Source organism: Allosphingosinicella sp., from assembly GCF_046295735.1.
Classification (GTDB): Bacteria; Pseudomonadota; Alphaproteobacteria; order Sphingomonadales; family Sphingomonadaceae; genus Allosphingosinicella.
The window spans coordinates 143,354-157,660 of the sequence record NZ_JBKBMQ010000006.1; the positions used below are offsets into that span (position 1 = coordinate 143,354).

Consider the following 14,307-nt stretch of genomic DNA (forward strand, 5'->3'; position numbering starts at 1 on the left):
TTCAGCCGACCGGCGCGACATTGTCGCCGGAGTTGCGGTCGATGTAGTAATTGTAGGGATCGACGCCGGCATGGCTGGGCCTGCGGTCGGCAACGAAGCGGACCACCTGCCGGCCTGGACGGAGCGGCCGCCGCTCCAGCGCCACCACGTTCGACCGGTCGAAAGCGCCCCGGCCGGGCTCGGCCGTGAACAGGCCGATCTCGATCGCTTCCGCGAAGTTCGCCTCGGTTTCCCGGCCGCGCCCGTCGGCATAATATTTCGCCGCCACCACCGGCACGCTGACGTCCCAGCGCCCGTCCGGCCGCTGCACCGCGGTCGGCGCTTCGACCTTCAGGTCGTAGATCGTGATCCGCTCGAACAGGTCGGTGATCAGCGCCTGCTGTTCAGGCGTTCGCGCTTCCTCCCGTAACAGCGCGATGAGGTCCAGCGAGCGCGGATAGGGCGCGCCGCTGAAGCGGTAGCGTGCGATCAGCCGGGACAGCACCCGGTTGACCGCCTCCTCGCCCAGCCGCTCCTGCAGCAGGTACATGACCAGCGTACCCTTCTGATAATGGATATAGCCCTGGTTCTCGACCCGGGCGAGCGGCAGCTCCTCGATCGCCTCGGTGCCGCGGCTGCGCAGATATTTGTCGAGCTCGTATCTGAGGAAGCGGCGGATCTTGTCTTCGCCGTACAGCCGCTTCATCACCATCAGCGCCGAATATTGCGCCAGCGTCTCGGACAGCATGCTGGCGCCTTGCATGTCGGCGCCGATCACCTGATGCGCCCACCATTGGTGGGCCACTTCATGGGCGGTGACATAGGTGACATAGTCGATCTCGTCCGTATCGCGCGCGTCGGCGACGAAGCCGATCGCTTCCGAATAAGGCATGGTGTTCGCGAAGGCCTGGGCGAAGGTGGCATAAGCCGGGAATTCGATGATCCGCGCCTGTTCGAACTGATAGGGACCGAAGGCCGGCTGGAAATAATCGAACGACGCCTGCATCGCGTCCAGCATCCGGCCGACGTTCCAGTGATGGGTGGGGTGGTAGTAGACGGCAAGGTCGATGCCGTCGTGGCGCCGCCGCTCCACCGCATAGCGGGCGGACTGGATGGAGAAGAAGGTCAGGATCGGCGCGTCCGACACGAAGCGCGCGGTCCGCCGCCCGCCGTCCACCCGCTCGACCACCTTCCGGCCCGGCGCGATCGGCACCTGATCGGCCTCGGTCGACACCGTGATGTCGGCGGTCGACCATCCGCCGCCGAAATAGGAGCGGGCGGTGGCGGACATGTCCTCGAGCTTCGCCGGGCGCAGTTCGGGCGGGAGGCCGTATTTGCGCCGCGTGGACCGCTCCTGCAGCAGCTGAAAGCGGTTCATGCCGATCTGCGGGGCGAGTTCGAAATTGTTGAGGAAGGTACCGTTCGGCACCAGCCGCGTGTCCGCTCCGGAATTGCGGAAGCCGCGCTGCTCCCTCAGCGTCGCGAAGCGCAGCTCGCGCGTCTCGCCCGGCCGCATCGGCGCGTCGAGCCGGTAGATGCGATAGCCATATTCCTCGTCGTGGCGCGTCAGGCGGGCGCCCGGAAAGTCCAGGGCGGTCAGCTCCATCGCCCGGTCGCCGGCCCGCACATGCACCTCCTCCACCGGCACCGGGTTGAGGTTGACGAGGCGCAGCCGCCCCCGCGTCTCGGCGCGAATGTCGGACGGGTAGAGCGCGACGTTCATCTCGACATGGCTGATCGTCGGCTGCGGCAGATTTTCGAAGGGAAGATAGCGCTTCTCATATTCGGCCTGAAAGCGCTCGTTGTCGCCGGTGGTGCAATAATCGTTGAGAATGTTGGTGTTGTAGAAGATCCAGCCGCCGCTCGCGGCGAAGACCAGCGCCGCCGCGCCCGCGATCAGCCCCGGCTGCCCCTTCAGCCGGGCCGGTGCCCGCGCCAGCCGCGGCTTCAGCCGCGTCTCGGTGCCGCGCCGCCACAGGAGGTGCGCCGCCACCAGCAGCAGCAAGGCGAAGGCGCCCCAATAAAGCCGGAACCACCAGGCCGCCTCCCAATAGATCCCCGCCCCGTTCATGTCGCTGAGCGGCACGGCCGGCACGCCGGCATAGAGGTAGAGATTGTGCTGGAAGCCGATCGTGCCGAGCACCATCCGCGCGATGAGGTAGAGCACCATCACGCCCCAGCCGATATATTTGTTGGGGCTGAGCGCCTGCACGAACACCGCCAACACCGCAAACAGCACCATGTCGAAGGTGAAGGGCAGGATGTACCACAGGAAATATTTGCCGAGCTCGAGCTCGGAATGGCCCTTGAGCAGCTGAACCAGGATGGCGGCCACCACGCTGATCATCACCGTGGTGAGCAGCACCAGCGACACCGCGATCGTCTTGGGCACCACATAGGCCCAATTGGGCAGCGGCGTCGCATCGACGATCTCGTGCATCTTGCGGTCGCGCTCGCGCCAGACGAGCTCGCCCGCATAATAGATGGCGATGATCAGGGGGATGATGATGAAACTGCCGGCGAGCAGCGGGATGAGCGCGCGCGTCACCGGATAGGTCGGCATGCCGTAAAGATCGCCGCCCGTCCAAAGCGCGGTCCCGGCGTTGAGCAGGCCGAGCACGATCAGCACCAGGAAAGCGGGGCTGCGGAACACCTGCCCCATTTCGAGGCGCGTGCGCGCGGCGAGCTGGGCGCGGGCCGCGGCACGGCCGAAGCGCGGCGATGGCAGCGGCCCCGCGGTCACGGGCGTCGCTTGCGACGCGGCGGCGTCGAGCAGCTTCTGCCGGCGGCGCTTGCCGCGCGAAAGGCCGCGGTCGGCGAAGCGGTAGAGGAAGAAAGCGAGGCCGAGGAACGCCGCCGCGACCGCGCCCCAGATCAGCCGGTTCCAGAGCAGCAGCCCGGCGAAAGACGGCACGTCCTGGTTGCGCTCGGCCGCGGTCCAGTAGCGCGTCTCCAGCTCCCAGGCCGCGATCCCGAACGGATCGACCAGCGCCCGGGTCTGCTCCAGCTGCGGCTGATCGGCCAGCGAGACGTTGACCGCCGTATAGACGACGATGAAGCCGATCACGGCGAGATAGGTGCCCATCATCGAACGCGTCGCCGTCGCCAGCGCGAAGAAGATGGCGCCGGTGACGATGATGTTGGGCAGCGCCAGCGCGAAATAAGCGAAGGCATAGTCCCGCAGGCGATTGGGGCCGAGCGTCTCCGGATCAAGCCACGGCATCAGCGAGCCGAGCCAGATCGCCAGCGGCACCGCCAGGAAAGCGAGCAGCGCCACGCCGATCGCTCCGGCGAAGCGGCCGAACAGATAGTCCGCTTTGGTGATGCGGGTGGACCGCACGATCGGGCCGAACCCGGTTTCGTCGTCGCGCACGATCACGTTCGCCACGAAGGCGGTGGTCACGAACATGAAGAAGAGCGACAGGATGAGGTGCTTTTCCGCCGTCGCATAGGGGCTGTTGTCGAGGACGTTGCCGCCGCCGCCCATCTGGATCTGATCGACGGTCATCGCGCCGAAGGTGAGCAGGAAGAAGATCGCCGCCGTCACCCAGAAGACGGGGTTCTTCAGCTGATAGCGAAATTCGAAGGCGGCGATGTGGCGCAGCATGAGGGGACCCTTCTCAGGCCGCGCGGCGCAGGCCGGCGAGGGTCGAGAAATAGACGTCCTCCAGCCCGCCTTCGACAGGCGCGAAGCCGTCGCCAGGATCGCTGTCGGCGAGCACGTGGATGATCGTGCGGCCGGCGAACAGGCGGGTGGATATGATGTCGTAGCGCGCGCGATGATCCTCGATCTCGGCGCGGGCGATCGCCTTCATCCAGATGCGGCCGCGGGTCGCCGCGATCAGCTCCAGCGGCGCGCCTTCCAGCTGGATGCGGCCGTCGGCCAGCACCGCCATGCGCGGGCACAGGTCGGACACGTCCTCCACGATGTGGGTGGACAGAATCACCACCACATTCTCGCCGATCTCGGCCAGCAGGTTCAGGAAGCGGTTGCGTTCCTCCGGATCGAGCCCGGCCGTGGGCTCGTCCACGATGATGAGGTCGGGATTGCCGATCAGCGCCTGGGCGATGCCGAAGCGCTGCCGCATGCCGCCTGAAAAGCCGGCCAGCGCCTTCTTGCGGACGTTCCACAGATTGACCTGCTGGAGGAGGCTCTCGACCGTCGCCTTGCGCTCGCCGGCCGAGGCGATGCCTTTCAGCACCGCCATGTGGGACAGCATGTCCTGCGCGGACACCCGCGGATAGACGCCGAAATCCTGGGGAAGATAGCCGAGCGTGCGGCGCAGCCGCTCGGGCTCGCGGATCACGTCGATGTCGCCGAAGCGGATATCCCCCTCGCTCGGCGTCTGGAGCGTGGCGACGGTCCGCATCAGCGTGGACTTGCCCGCCCCGTTCGGGCCGAGCAGGCCGTACATGCCGCGCGGGATCGACAGCGACACGCCGTCAAGCGCGCGCGTGCCGTTCGGATAGACGTGGCTGACATTTGCAAGCTCGAGCATCGACTCCCCCTCTCCCCAAGCCCGCTTGTCGTGCCATAGTGTCTTAGCTTTGTAAATCAGCTTGGAGGGCGCATGGCGGAAGCTGAGTGGCATCAGGCCTGCCATCCATGCCGCAATGCCCGCTCGCCATCCGTTGCGATCGCTCGCCAGTTCGACCAGAGTGTCGGGCGGAGGTGACGGATGCCGGAAGATCGCCCGTTCGTCGAGAGGAGCTTCACGCAAGGCTCCGATACGGTCCGCTGCACATTCTTCCAGCCCGTATCCCACGCCCAGGATTACAGCTGTCGCTTCGAAATCGCCTGGCCGGACGGAGCCGTCGAGCGGACCGTGTGGGGCGTGGACGCGGTCCAGGCGCTGTTGCTTGCGATGCGTTCAGCCCATGACGCGCTCCGCTTGAAGGCTCAGGCGCAAGGCTTGCCGCTGACCTGGTTCGACAGCCTGGCCCTGGGTCTGCCGCCGCGGAGCGATACAGGGCCGGACTGGGCGGGCGGCAGCGACGCCGGCTACTACGCTCTTTTCCTGGGCCACTTGAGCAATGTGGCCGCTGAAGCCGCAGCGGCGGCCTACAGCCGCGAAGGTGCCGAGCTGCTGCGACGTGCGGAGGACATCTTCCGCGAAGAGTGCAGGGAGCGCCACCCGGAACTCTGGGATGAATAAGGCACGATCTAACCCTCTCGCCTTCTCCTGGTGACCCCCGGGCCGGAGCTCGCCTAACGCCTCTTGCCGGTGCCGCTGTTCTGGGTGGCGGTGTCGGTATTGCTGCGGCTGGCTTCGTCGGAATTGTCCTGCTTGCGGTTGCCGCCGACGCCTTCCTTCTCCCACTGATTGAAGTCGCCCTTCTTCTTCTGATCGGTCATGTCCGTCTCCTTCGAAAGAGGGAAGCGAGCGGCCGCCCGCGATGTTCCGACGCGAGCAATGTGGTCGCGCCCTCGGACGTTCGCCTGAATGTGCACCCATCGCGTGACGTCGACCGACGACGGCAAACGGTCATTGCCTCGCCAGTCGATAGATGCAGGCGCCCGCCACGATGAGCAGCGCGGCGCAAGCCACCAGCAGCATCAACGATGTCGTGAAGGTTTCCAGGGGATCCGAGTCCAACATCTGCCGAAAGCCCAAACCCGCGAAGAGCGCAGCCACGGCGAAGGGTAGTCAGTAATTCAAGACGGTCGCCAGCAGCGTCACGGCCTCGTCCCTCCTGCGCGAGGATGACAGCGGCGACGCTTCATCGTCCGGGGCTCCTTTCCGAGGGGGGAAGGCCGCAGCCCCCGGGATGAACGGCAAGGTGGGAGCCGCGCCGCGCCAAAGTGATCATCACATCGGAAAGGCACCCGGTAGCGTGCCTCGAAGCAGTCGAGGCGCGATCGCCTGCCAAAGCTCGGGACGGGTTGGCAATGGCGTTTGGCGACATGAGGCAGCATCAAGAACGATGTCGAATACTATACCGTCCGCAATGCAGCGGAACTGATCCCTGAAGGCGGTCAGGACCTGTGGCCACTCCTCGCTGCTTATGAGCATTCGCAAGGGCGCTAACGTCCGCTTCGGGTCGAGAACGGGCGCTCACGCGAACGCCATGACGAGTGTCGCTAGCGTCCGCTCGCGGGGGATGAGGGTGAGAAGAGCTGGGCGCCTGGAGGGGACGAGAATTGTAGCCTTCGTCACGGTCGCGGCGATGGCCTACGGCATCCTCCACGATCAGGTCACCGCCCACATCTGCGTCGAATATTTTACGATCGCGCAGCCTCCGATCTTCCCGACGGAGTAGCCGTTTCTCCTAGCCTCGGGCTGGGGGATCGTCGCCACCTGGTGGGCGGGACTGATCCTCGGCGTCGCGCTCGCCGCCGCGGGCGCCATCCCCGTCCCCGGCGGATGGGCGCTCCTCGTCCCGGGCGACAAGCATGTCGCCTTCTACGCCGTCGCATGGGCGCACACCGCGAGTTATGCGGCGGCGGCCACCGGTGCGGGCGTCGTCATCATCGGGATCCTCCGCCGACGGCTCGGCGACCGGCGCGATCGGGAAGGCGCGGCCCTGACGAGCGAGAGCCAATCAACCGCCGGCTTTCATCGGGCGAGCATCCGTCGACGGATCTCCGACACATTCACCTCGTATCTGTAGTGACTGAAAAGGTTCCGCTGGTGGTCCTGATGGAGCAGCTCGAACCCCTCCCAACCATGCAACGGAAGCGACGTCCAACCGAACGCGAGGTCGGCCGAGCGTCCCCGGCCAAGAGCCAGGTGGAACAGGTCTCCGTGAGGATCGCGGCCGAACCAGACCAGCAGGGTGTGCGGAGCATCGGCGTCGGTGCTTCTCCACAAGCCGATATACCCCCAACCGTAAGTCGGCTCCGACGCGGATGCCACATAGGCATATCCGGAAAGAACCGGACGATCGCCCGCCGCCGCCTCGACCGGGGGTCTCCATTCCGTATGGCCCAATTCCACCTCCGTGGCGGCGACGGTGATCGTGACCGGCCGGCCGGGGAACGCCCGCAGCCCGAAATATGGGCCGTCCGCGAAGACCCCCGTGCCGCTGGCCGGATTGAAGGATGAGATTGCCGGCAACGGGCTCTGGTACCCGATCGAGTAAGACCATCCGTACGACAACGCTTCGTCGAGGATCTCGAAGATACCCGCATCGCTGAGAAGGCGCCCGGGCGCCACGGTCGCCACGTACGTGGGGCCGGCAGGGGCGGTGGCGTCCCTGGCATCAGCGGAAGAGGGCGGCGTCGCCACGAAGAACGATGCGGCAGCCAGCATCCCGAGGGTCCTGCCCGCCATCGTTTTCCATCTGAAAGTCAGGGTCTTCCGCATCATGAACATTCAAGTGTCCAGCCGTTTCGAAAGCATGTCCAGCGATTCCATGGCGAAGGGCCTCCTGCACCGCTGGCCGACGGCCAGCATCGTGCTGGTTCCCCCCGGCCCATGTCACCTCCGGCGATCGGCCTCGGCCCTGAGGTCGCGAGCGGTCGGCCTCGGCGGTTCCATCGCCGGAGCGCGGGCGATCGGGACCAGCGACAGGTGGGCGCCTCTGGCGCCGCAGCCTTCCGCGCCGATCCCGTCGCAGCGGAAGCGCTCTCCGGCGGCCGTCCAGGCGCTGTTCCAGCTCCGCGCACGGAAATAGGCGACGATGTCGCGGGTCGGAAAGACGCCCGTCCGGCCGCACACGCGGCACGTCACCTTAAGGTTCGCGTCCATCCGGATCAGGTCGGAGAGGTCTTTCGGCCGTGGAATGCCCATCCGCGCGACGAGAACAGGATGGGAACGATTCGGGCAAGAGGCTCGCGCGCCGTTCGCCTGCCGATGCGAGCCGGGCGAGGAATGCGGCAATGATCCGGAAAAGGTCTTTCCCGGCCGCCTGGACCCGACCGACCCGCGCCCCGCATATACCGATTTTCAGGGCTATTCCGAGCTGTCGCGATGGCGCGGCGAGCGGCGCGACAAGGCCTGGCTTCGCGAGATCACGAACACCATCCACGAACGGAGGAGCCCTTTTCGGATCGGTTTCCTGCGACGATGCATCGAGTCCACCCTGTTCGCCGATCTCTGTGCGACTGAGGTCAAGAAGGTCGGCGACACCGTCCCGCGCTACGGCCGGCCCTGGGCGAATGAGGCGGTTGGTTTCGAGCACCGGGTAATCTGCACCTTTCTCGACGGCGTGGCGGCGAGACGGGACGTACCGCTGGTCGATGACGACCGCTTCTATTCCGACGACTGACCGCGTGGCGATCCAAGCGGCAGATGCGCCGCTTGCAATGTAGGAATTCGCCTGCGACCCTCGGGCGGCAACCGCTCTTTGACCTGATCGGATATCAGCCGCTCCGCCGCGCCGTTTCGACCGCGCCGGCCGGCCGAAGTTCGCGCTTTGGGTCGCGCAACATGTGCGTGTGGTGAACTTTGAAGCGATCCGCCGGTTCTTCGGCCGCTTTTTGGTGCCGACACGCAGCTGTGAGGCGGGTTAAGACCGGATAAGGCGCGACCACGCGAGCGCGAAGGTAGCGTTTGCGCCGCCAGTCTGGGGGAGAGACGTCTATGTCGAGGAGAATGGTAGAGCAGTTTTTCCGATCAGCGACAGTCACTTATTGATGAGTGAGCAAGCTCCGTCGTGGCGTAAGTCCACTGCACTTCAGAAGTCGAAGCTTGATTTGAGTCCTGAGTGCTCAAGACGCGCTCCTAGACGGTATCAACCTGTACGAGTGCTGCTTTCGGCGGGCGCCGCCAGCATGAAAGAAAAAGCTCTCAAGAAAACTATCTCAACACATGTAAAGAAACGGCTTCCAGAGCGCAGTAGCAAATATTAAGCTCGTGCTGAGGGAGAAATTATGGTCAGAGTTCCAGCCGTCACCGGCTCCGACCGCGCCGAAAGTATCCTGCGAGATCTCACAAGCCGGAACTCGGATTGGAAGGCGGCTGCCTACGCCCGGAGCCTTTGATGACCTTCCCTCAATGCAGCTGCTTGTCCGCCCGCCTGGAGGCGTTGGGACGCAGCGACGCGTGCGGGCGGCGGAGGGGGGCGGTCCAATGATGCTACGGAACGGAGTCCGCGGAGTGAAATTAAGCAGGCCAGCTCGGGCAGCCTCGCGATCCTGGCGAGGAGTCGAGGCTTCTCCAGAACCAGCTGATTACCTACATAAATCAGTGGGGCCAAAGCGGCTCGCCTGTTCTTCCTCTTTATAACAATTCTCTCGTCAGTTCGTCCGACCACATTTGTGCGGTCGGGGATTACGAGCGCCTTGCGGTTATAGAAGCGGAGCTCCCGCATGTGAGCGAGTACAGGGGAAGTGTCGGGGACGCGGTGCCGGAGATGCAGGTCGCTGTAATGGTCGTCAAAGGGCACATAGCTCATGTTGCATATCTAGAGGCATACACCGATGCCGCCGGTCGCATGAACGAACGGAACGCCAAAGAGCATGCGCATTCCAGTGCCCAACTCGCGGTGATCATGGCGATCTTGCGGCTGTCCTGCTCGGACGGCTTCATCCTCGCTCGATGAAACGTGTCCTTCTCTTCGCCGCGTTGCTGATGCCGGCGGGACACTTCGGCGGACCGGTGAGCCGGCAGGAGGGGCGGCTCTTCCGCCAGGGCAGCGTCGCTCGTCGGTCACGTGCGACAGCATCGCTCCTCCTCGCTCCTCGCCCTGCCAAAACATCAACTCCGTCACGGCCGTTGTGGATATTGGGTACACAGCCTAGTCGCCACCACCCCCGCCATCGTAGCTGTCCGTCCATTCGGCAGCCGCTTCCTCGGTTTCACGCTGCAGCCTTCGCTTGAACGAGTCTGCGCATATTCCCGGTGGAGGCGCGTTTGAACGTGACCAGCGGTCGATCTTCCGATCGACCGCCTCTACCAAGCGACGCACCCCGAGGAAGAGGCAATCCATGGACGTGACTGTAATGGCCGCAGCGTTCGCTTTCCACCGCAAGCCACAGCCAGCGCCGCTTGCAATGTAGGAATTCGCCTGCGAACCTGGCGCGGGAACCGCTCTTTGACATCGTCGAGCACCAGCCGCTCCGCCCACCGCGCCCGCCGGGCGAAGTTCGCACTTTTGGTCGCGCAACACGTGCATGAAGTGAAGTTCGACGGGAATCCGCGGGTTTCTCGGCCGCTTTCCGGCTGCGAAGTGCGGCTTCGGGCCGGTTAAGGCCGGACAAGGCGCGACCAAGCGGGCGCCGAGGCGCCGTTTGCGACATCACTCTCGCCCGAAGACGTCTATGTCGAGGGACATGGTGGAGCCGAGGGGGATCGAACCCCTGACCTTCGCAATGCCATTGCGACGCTCTCCCAGCTGAGCTACGGCCCCGAACCTTTTCACGCGGAACCGCCGGGAGGGGTCCGCCGCTGTGGCGCCGCATCTAGGATATGCGGCGCCGCTTCGCAAGATGCTTAAACGTCCTCGTCGTCGTCGGTCGCGCCGGCCACGCCGATGTCGTCGTCGCCGCCCAGATCGACCTCGTCGTCCGGATTCTCCTCCGCATCCTCATCGACGTCGAGATCGAGATCGTCGGCCGCCAGATCGGAATCCTCCTTCTCCGGCTCGGCTTCCTTCTTGGGCGCGTCGAACGGCAGCGGCTGCTTGGATTTCAGCACCGGCTCCGGATCCCAGGCGACGCCGCATTCGATGCAGGTCACCGGATCTTCCTTGCCCAGATCGTAGAAGCGGGTGCCGCATTTCGGGCAGGTGCGCTTGGTGCCCCATTCAGCTTTCACCATCGGTGAAGAAACTCCAGACAGAATTGAAATATGCGGCCGCGCCCGAGCCGGGAGGACCGTGATCGGCGGGCGCCTTGCCACATGGGTGGCGCGCTGTCAAAAGCCAAGCGCATGCGTGAGGCCGGGCCCTTGCCGATGACGTTCGGGCGCGGCGGGAGCCTGCGCGGACGCGCCCGCGTGCCGGGCGACAAGTCGATCTCCCACCGCGCGCTGATGCTCGGCGCGATGGCGCTCGGCACCAGCCGGATCGAGGGCCTGTCGGAGGGTGGCGACGTCCGCTCCACCGCCGCCGCTTTGGCCACGATGGGCGCTGGGATCGGGCGGGAGGCGGACGGCACCGTCTGGGTCCGGGGCGTCGGGACCGGCGGCCTGCTCCAGCCCGAACGGCCGCTCGACATGGGCAATTCGGGCACCTCCGCCCGCTTGCTGATGGGGCTCGCCGCCAGCCACGACCTCACTGCCATCCTCCACGGCGACGCGTCGCTGTCGTCGCGGCCGATGGCGCGGGTGGCGGAGCCGCTGCGGCGGCTGGGCGCCGACATCGTCGCCGCGCCCGGCACCCGGCTGCCGATCGCGCTGCGCGGCCTCGCCCCCGCCGCGGCGCTGACGCACCGGCTGGACGTGCCGTCGGCGCAGGTGAAATCGGCGTTGCTGCTCGCTGGGCTCAACATCCCGGGCGTCACCCGCCTGATCGAGACCGTCCCGACCCGCGACCATAGCGAGCGGATGCTCGCTCTGTTCGGCGCCGACATAAGGCGCGACGGGCCGGAGATCGCGATCCGGGGCGAGGCCGAGCTGCGACCGCAGCAACTGCGCGTGCCGGGCGACCCGTCGGCCGCCGCCTTCCTGGCGGTCGCCGCCTTGGTGGTGCCCGGATCGGAGCTGCTGATCGAGAATGTCTGCGTCAATCCGCTGCGGGCCGGCCTGTTCGAGGTGCTGCGCGCGATGGGGGGCGACATCGCCTTCCTGGACACGCGCGAAGAATGCGGCGAGCCGGTCGCCGATCTTCGCGTCCGCCACTCGGCGCTGACCGCCCTCGACGTTCCGCCGGAGGTCGCGCCGTCGATGATCGACGAATATCCGATCCTGTTCGTCGCCGCCGCCTTCGCCGCCGGCACCACCCGCACCAGCGGCCTCGCCGAGCTGCGGGTCAAGGAATCGGACCGACTCGCCGCGATGGCGGCCGGCCTGTGCGCGATCGGCGTTCCGGTCGAGGAGAGCGCGGACGGGCTTGCCGTCCGCGGGAGCGGCGGCGAGCCCGTGCCGGGCGGCGGTCGGATCGACCCGCGGCTCGACCATCGCATCGCGATGAGCTTCGCGGTGGCTGGCCTCCACGCCGCCGAGCCGGTAGGGATCGCCGACATGACCCCCGCATCGACCAGCTGGCCCGGCTTCGCCGACGCCGTGGAGGCCCTGCGCAGATGATCATCGCCGTCGACGGACCGGCCGCGAGCGGCAAGGGCACCATCGCCCGCGCGCTCGCCGCCCGCTATGCGCTCCCGCATCTCGATACCGGCCTTCTCTACCGGGCGGTCGGCTACAATCTGCTCCAGACCGGCGGCGATCCGGAGAGCGAATTCTCCGCGTTGCGCGCCTGCGACATCGCCCAGATCGACTTCGCCGACCCGGAGCTGAAGAGCGAGGCGGTGGGAAGCGTGGCCTCGCGCATCTCCGCCTATCCCGCCGTGCGCCGCGCGCTGCTCGAGCGGCAGCAGCGCTTCGCCGCGATGCCGGGCGGCGCCGTGCTCGACGGGCGCGACATCGGCACGGTGATCGCGCCGGGAGCCGAGGTGAAGCTGTTCGTCACCGCCGCGCCCGAGGTCCGCGCCCGCCGCCGCTTCGAGGAGCTGGGCCGGCTCGGACTCAACGTCCATTATGACGACGTCCTGCTCGACATCCGCGCCCGCGACGCCCGCGATTCGGAGCGCGCCGCCGCGCCGCTGCGTCAGGCGCCCGACGCCCATCTCCTCGACACCAGCGCGCTCGGCATCGAGGAGGCGACCGCCCGCGCCGTCGCCATCGTCGAGGCGGCGCGGTCCGGCGCATCCGCTTGACCCGGCGGCCATATCTGCTATGGGCCGCCGCCTGACCGGCGGGGCTCGCCCTTCCGGTCGCCGTCCGAGACAGCTGGCGCCCCGAGATTTTCGAGGGGCTTAATCTCCAGCCGAGACGGGGACAGAGTTTCAAATGGTCCGGTTCGCGCGCGGCGCGGCGCCGGCCTTTCGCCGAAGTCTTCCGCTTCGGGCCTCTCCCCCCTCACGGACAAAAGTGCCGCTCGCCGGACGTCCCGGCGGGCTTAGTGGAGAGAAGCATGGATCGAGCTCAAAAAGCAGAGCTGGTTGCCGAGCTGAAGCAGACGTTCGAAGAGACGGCGGTGGTCGTGATCACCCGCAATCTCGGCATGTCGGTGGCCCAGTCCACCGCCCTGCGGATCCGGATGCGCGACGCCGGCGCCAGCTACAAGGTTGCCAAGAACAGGCTCGCTCTCATCGCCCTCGAGGGCACCGCCTACCAGCCGATCGGCGACATGCTGACCGGCCCGACGGCGCTTGCCACGTCCGCCGATCCGGTGGCCGCGGCCAAGGCCGTCGTCGACTTCGCCAAGACGACCGACAAGATCGAGATCGTCGGCGGGGCGATGGGCGACACCGTCCTCGACGTGAATGGAGTGAAGGCGCTGGCCGAGCTCCCGTCGCTCGACGAACTGCGCGCGACGATCGTGGGCCTCATCCAGGCGCCCGCGACCAAGATCGCACGTGTCGTCAGCGAGCCGGGTGCCCAGCTCGCGCGCATCTTCCAGGCCTATGCGGCCAAGGAAGACGCCTGACACCATCCCTTTTGAACTGAACCTATCGGGGCTTCGGCCCCACCCGAACGGAGAATGAAAATGGCTGACATCAATGCGCTGGTCGACCAGCTGTCCGAACTGACGGTCCTCGAGGCCGCCGATCTCGCCAAGGCGCTCGAAGAGCGTTGGGGCGTGTCCGCCGCGGCCGCGGTCGCGGTTGCGGGTCCCGCCGGCGGCGGCGCCGCGGCCGGCCCGGCCGAGGAAGAGAAGACCGAATTCGACGTCATCCTCACCGGCGACGGCGGCAAGAAGATCAACGTGATCAAGGAAGTCCGCGCGATCACCGGCCTGGGCCTCGGCGAAGCCAAGGCGCTGGTCGAAGGCGCTCCGAAGCCGATCAAGGAAGGCGTCTCCAAGGCGGAAGCCGAAGAGATCAAGAAGAAGATCGAGGAAGCCGGCGGCACCGTCGACCTCAAGTAAGCTCGAAAAGCTTCTTGCAGAAAGGATGGGCGGCTCCAGCGATGGCGCCGCCCTTTTCTTTTGGACTCGGTCCGAAGCTGACACCGATCACCCGTTTGCGGCGCCCTTGACCCGTCGCCTCCCCTCCCCTACATAGCGCGCCTCACCACAGCCTATCGGAACAGGTCGCGCCGTCGCGCAGCGGGGCCAACGCATTGATCGGCTGGGGTTTCTCGACGCCGAAGCTGCGGTCCTCATGCGATGGGACTCGCGGCTTTTTGCGTTGGAAGACCGCCGCGACCGATTTTTCCGGCGCCCGCCGGAGGACGACAAGGCCCCGGACCCGCGCCGGGGCGTGCGAGAACAGAGGCGACTAGA

At 66.5% G+C, this 14,307-nt stretch carries 15 protein-coding genes and 1 tRNA gene; 8 read left to right on the forward strand and 8 right to left on the reverse strand.

The window, feature by feature from the left end; translation table 11 throughout:
• Position 1: 1 nt before the first annotated feature.
• The gene (locus tag ACK4K7_RS07515; RefSeq protein WP_431864844.1) at positions 2 to 3,586 is read right to left on the reverse strand and encodes an ABC transporter permease/M1 family aminopeptidase; all 3,585 of its coding nucleotides are present in this window, start codon (positions 3,584 to 3,586) and stop codon (positions 2 to 4) included.
• Positions 3,587 to 3,599: 13 nt separating this feature from the next.
• Positions 3,600 to 4,478: an ABC transporter ATP-binding protein gene (locus ACK4K7_RS07520; RefSeq protein ID WP_431864846.1), complete on the reverse strand. Its 879-nt coding sequence runs from the start codon at positions 4,476 to 4,478 to the stop codon at positions 3,600 to 3,602.
• A gap of 180 nt (positions 4,479 to 4,658) precedes the next feature.
• Here ACK4K7_RS07520 and ACK4K7_RS07525 point away from each other — a divergent pair, with 180 nt between their 5' ends.
• Positions 4,659 to 5,135, forward strand: a complete 477-nt coding sequence (locus ACK4K7_RS07525; protein WP_431864847.1) for a DUF6968 family protein — start codon at positions 4,659 to 4,661, stop codon at positions 5,133 to 5,135.
• A 53-nt stretch (positions 5,136 to 5,188) separates the two neighbouring features.
• Here ACK4K7_RS07525 and ACK4K7_RS07530 read toward each other — a convergent pair whose 3' ends face one another.
• A complete protein-coding gene (locus tag ACK4K7_RS07530; protein ID WP_431864849.1) occupies positions 5,189 to 5,335 on the reverse strand; it encodes a hypothetical protein in 147 nt (48 codons plus the stop codon).
• Positions 5,336 to 5,465: 130 nt separating this feature from the next.
• A complete protein-coding gene (locus tag ACK4K7_RS07535; RefSeq protein WP_431864851.1) occupies positions 5,466 to 5,615 on the reverse strand; it encodes a hypothetical protein in 150 nt (49 codons plus the stop codon).
• Between the two features lie 472 nt (positions 5,616 to 6,087).
• Between ACK4K7_RS07535 and ACK4K7_RS07540 the strand changes: the two genes are divergently transcribed.
• Entirely contained in the window at positions 6,088 to 6,240 is a 153-nt protein-coding gene (locus tag ACK4K7_RS07540; RefSeq protein WP_431864852.1) for a hypothetical protein, read from the forward strand.
• Positions 6,241 to 6,536: 296 nt separating this feature from the next.
• On the opposite strand, the gene ACK4K7_RS07545 is transcribed toward ACK4K7_RS07540, so the two are convergent.
• Positions 6,537 to 7,295 carry a hypothetical protein gene (locus ACK4K7_RS07545; protein ID WP_431864854.1) on the reverse strand — a complete coding sequence of 253 codons (759 nt, stop codon included), beginning with the start codon at positions 7,293 to 7,295 and terminating at the stop codon, positions 6,537 to 6,539.
• Positions 7,296 to 7,400: 105 nt separating this feature from the next.
• The gene (locus ACK4K7_RS07550) at positions 7,401 to 7,670 is read right to left on the reverse strand and encodes a hypothetical protein (protein WP_431864856.1); all 270 of its coding nucleotides are present in this window, start codon (positions 7,668 to 7,670) and stop codon (positions 7,401 to 7,403) included.
• A 34-nt stretch (positions 7,671 to 7,704) separates the two neighbouring features.
• Between ACK4K7_RS07550 and ACK4K7_RS07555 the strand changes: the two genes are divergently transcribed.
• Positions 7,705 to 8,190, forward strand: coding sequence for a hypothetical protein (locus ACK4K7_RS07555; RefSeq protein WP_431864858.1), 486 nt, complete (start codon positions 7,705 to 7,707; stop codon positions 8,188 to 8,190).
• A gap of 1,044 nt (positions 8,191 to 9,234) precedes the next feature.
• Positions 9,235 to 9,465, forward strand: a complete 231-nt coding sequence (locus tag ACK4K7_RS07560; protein ID WP_431864860.1) for a hypothetical protein — start codon at positions 9,235 to 9,237, stop codon at positions 9,463 to 9,465.
• A gap of 731 nt (positions 9,466 to 10,196) precedes the next feature.
• Here ACK4K7_RS07560 and ACK4K7_RS07565 read toward each other — a convergent pair.
• A tRNA-Ala gene (locus tag ACK4K7_RS07565) sits at positions 10,197 to 10,272 on the reverse strand.
• Positions 10,273 to 10,355: 83 nt separating this feature from the next.
• Entirely contained in the window at positions 10,356 to 10,682 is a 327-nt protein-coding gene (locus tag ACK4K7_RS07570; protein ID WP_431864862.1) for a TIGR02300 family protein, read from the reverse strand.
• Between the two features lie 111 nt (positions 10,683 to 10,793).
• On the opposite strand from ACK4K7_RS07570, the gene aroA reads away from it, so the two are divergent.
• From aroA to rplL, 4 genes are all read left to right on the forward strand, one after another.
• On the forward strand, positions 10,794 to 12,107 hold the full coding sequence (gene aroA, locus ACK4K7_RS07575; protein ID WP_431864863.1) for a 3-phosphoshikimate 1-carboxyvinyltransferase: 1,314 nt from the start codon (positions 10,794 to 10,796) through the stop codon (positions 12,105 to 12,107).
• A complete protein-coding gene (gene cmk, locus ACK4K7_RS07580) occupies positions 12,104 to 12,736 on the forward strand; it encodes a (d)CMP kinase (RefSeq protein WP_431864865.1) in 633 nt (210 codons plus the stop codon). The genes aroA and cmk overlap by 4 nt, the downstream gene beginning before the upstream one ends.
• 257 nt (positions 12,737 to 12,993) lie before the next feature.
• On the forward strand, positions 12,994 to 13,509 hold the full coding sequence (rplJ, locus tag ACK4K7_RS07585) for a 50S ribosomal protein L10 (protein WP_431864867.1): 516 nt from the start codon (positions 12,994 to 12,996) through the stop codon (positions 13,507 to 13,509).
• A gap of 60 nt (positions 13,510 to 13,569) precedes the next feature.
• Positions 13,570 to 13,950 (forward strand): 50S ribosomal protein L7/L12, encoded by a 381-nt coding sequence (rplL, locus tag ACK4K7_RS07590; protein ID WP_431864869.1) that lies wholly within the window; start codon positions 13,570 to 13,572, stop codon positions 13,948 to 13,950.
• The last annotated feature ends 357 nt before the right edge of the window (positions 13,951 to 14,307 follow it).